General features: G+C 36.9%; 3 protein-coding genes. All 3 read right to left on the minus strand.

Going from position 1 to position 2,868, the window contains the following annotated elements:
• A partial coding sequence (locus ABID23_RS07670; RefSeq protein WP_435521259.1) for a DUF6990 domain-containing protein occupies positions 1-1,625 on the minus strand: 1,625 nt, incomplete at its 3' end.
• A gap of 93 nt (positions 1,626-1,718) precedes the next feature.
• Positions 1,719-2,300 (minus strand): SMI1/KNR4 family protein, encoded by a 582-nt coding sequence (locus ABID23_RS07675; RefSeq protein ID WP_354190876.1) that lies wholly within the window; start codon positions 2,298-2,300, stop codon positions 1,719-1,721.
• 55 nt (positions 2,301-2,355) lie between these two features.
• Positions 2,356-2,718, minus strand: coding sequence for an HNH/ENDO VII family nuclease (locus ABID23_RS07680; RefSeq protein WP_354190878.1), 363 nt, complete (start codon positions 2,716-2,718; stop codon positions 2,356-2,358).
• Positions 2,719-2,868 lie beyond the last annotated feature (150 nt).

Raw genomic sequence — 2,868 nt, forward strand, 5'->3', positions numbered from 1 at the left:
TCACTGTTTGTTATCAACGCCGCATAATCATAGATGATTTGGTTGCTGTTTTGGTTGTCAGCCCACTCAAGTATATCTGTACAAATCTCCTTTAGTTTGCCTTCATCCAATTCAGTACTAGAAACTGTATAAAATTCTTCTGCCTCTTTGAGAGCTATATATTGGGGCAACCTAGGAAACATCTCTCTATGAGCAGTTGAAAAACCAAGCGTTGAGAATGAAGCCTTGAACGTGATACTCGGTGCTTTTCTTCCCATGTCAAAACTGTATACTATATTAATGAGGCGGTCTTTTCCCATAAAATAAGCATTACTTTCGTAGTTTTTATCCCGATAGACTGTCCAACCCATTGATTCCAGTTGCTCAGCGATTTTATTAACAACAACTAAAAATTGAGAACCAAGCCGCTCATCTGCTACCTCTCGCTCTTTCAAAACCGTTAGATATCCTTCAGAAAATTCAATAGCACGATTAATATACTCCTCCAGTTCTTCATCAAGACTTTGCAAATGTTCAGGAATTTTTCCCATTGCAAGTGAATTTTGATAAGATTTCAGCACATCAATTTGACCTGTCAATGCTAAACAAGCTAAATGCCAAGGAATATCTGGATAATAGCTATATTCTTGAAAAAGCGTTTTGTTTTCTACCGCCATTTCTAAATCTTGAGCACGTGCCCACTGTATTACTCGCTCAGAAATTTTGATAAGCTCTTGTTCATTAACCATTTCTACACAAACATCAATACAATTATCAATGCCACTATAAATGCCTCCTCCAATCGTCTGAAAAGGCTTATAAATAGTTCTAAACGATCTGGGTTTATCTTCTCTATCATAGTGAATATAATTGCAAGCCAGAGAAATCGCTTCTGTAGATGTATCTGCCTCAATATGGACATTGTACTTATCCTTAAGATACCCTAAGCCAAAATTAAGCACAACAAAGCGGTCAGGCAAAGCCAACCACATTTTTCCAGGATCCATGGCAAACCATCCTTGAGTTTTGAAAATACGGCTTGCCGCTGTGATGCTCATCAGCTTTTTTCTAGGTTTTTTACGCGCCAAAACATCATCCAATTCCCCGTTTTTATAGGCTTGCGCAAAAAGAAGAACGCGATCATACCGCGTCATTATTTGATAATCAGAAAATTCTGGTATATGTAATTGAGATGTAGATTTGTAACCTTTTAAAGCCTCTATATCACCAAGCAAAGCTTTTGCAACAAGAGAGTGATCAGCAGCTTTCTCACGCAATTTTTGTTCAATATCCTGTGCTTGCGCCCATGCAGTCACTTTGTTTAAAGCAGATTCGATATGACTTTTTGAAAGGTTAGGTGCTATAACATCGAAATTCTCTTTCGCAGAAAACAGTGTATCTTCATATTTGTCTTCCGATTCTTGACCATCATCATATTCCCAACCTAGGCAATAAGGGGCAGTTGTAAGATCAGCTGATAATTGAAACTCTTTCCCATCCTCTCTATAATCTACAACATCATAACTAATGCCTACAATGCGATCGGGAAGATGATAATGCGCAAACATACTACCATCTTCAGCACGGTAAGGTTCCCACCCAAGTCCTTTTAAAATCTCTGTTGCATCTTTAGTTTGCATCATCATTCCCCCAGCATGATCTGTAATTCTTTTACATAAAAATTACTTGTGTAATACTGAGGTTCTCTAGAAAGACTATATATTTCCTCACTATCAATTTCACCTCTTCCATAGTTTTTTCCAAAAATTCTTGTAAAAAGGGATAGGTTGCGGAGTGGGAGTGTTCTCAGTCTTTTCAATCGGTTGATCACCATCAGGTATCTCTTCTCCCACGCTTTCTTTAATTCTTTTGCAAAGGAATTCATAAAAATTACTGGCATAATATTCGCAATCTTCAGATGGAAGCCTGACATAAAGTGGGCATTCTCCATCCCGAAACTGCGTATAATCAAAATAAAAGGTTTCACCAAAATCAGTACTACTCACTACAAGCTGTTCTGATGTTGCAAAACCACGTTTTCTGTAATAATTTAAGTTTTGACAAACAATATCATTAAAAGGAAAATCTACACAATCTTCATAAAGGCTAAAGATTTCATCACCACCAATATCTCCCCCTTTATAATGTTTTAAAAAAGCTTTATAGGAAGATGTGAATTGCAAACTGAGAGCTTTCTCCGCCTTTTCAATCCATATATCATCGACCGCATTTTCTGCAGTCCCAAAACTGACAATATCACTATCATATTTATCAACTTTATCAACTAATTCTATAACATCATCTAAGGTATAGGTTTGCATCAATTATTCTCCATAAGTTATCCTACAAGTTTCTCTTTTTATCAACCGTAGAGCATTACTGCCGATGCTCCTGTCCCCATCTGTCAAAATCTATCCCTATGATACTCCATTTCATATCAATTATTCCTCCTAAATTACTGTTTTTTTGTTCTCTATACCCTTTAGCACGTTCCTTCCAATATTCCGCTCTCCACTTCTCAAACTTTTTTCTCTCTATAAGCAATTGATGTGTTTTGGAAGGAGCATGAATTACGGAACTATATTTGTTATGAGATTCCTTGCTCATTTCTGCTATGGGACCCTCAGGCGTTTGTTTTAGGTGATGCAACTCAACAGATTGACCATCAAAACCTATAGGTGCTCTTCCTGCTTCCATTCTATCAATATTAGTGCCCCACACTTCTTTTTTGTTTTCCATTCATTTTACCCTTTTATTAGGATCAAACAAATCGTCTCTCTGATAGGCTTTGTTAGTCTGTCCAAATTTGCTATCGGTAAATTTAGTGGGTTTCTTTTTTAACCAAAGCTTTTTTTCTTTAGCAGCAAGTTTGGTTAGTTCTTTCTTCGC

The organism is Bartonella silvatica (assembly GCF_040545155.1).
GTDB classification, from domain to species: Bacteria; Pseudomonadota; Alphaproteobacteria; order Rhizobiales; family Rhizobiaceae; genus Bartonella; species Bartonella silvatica.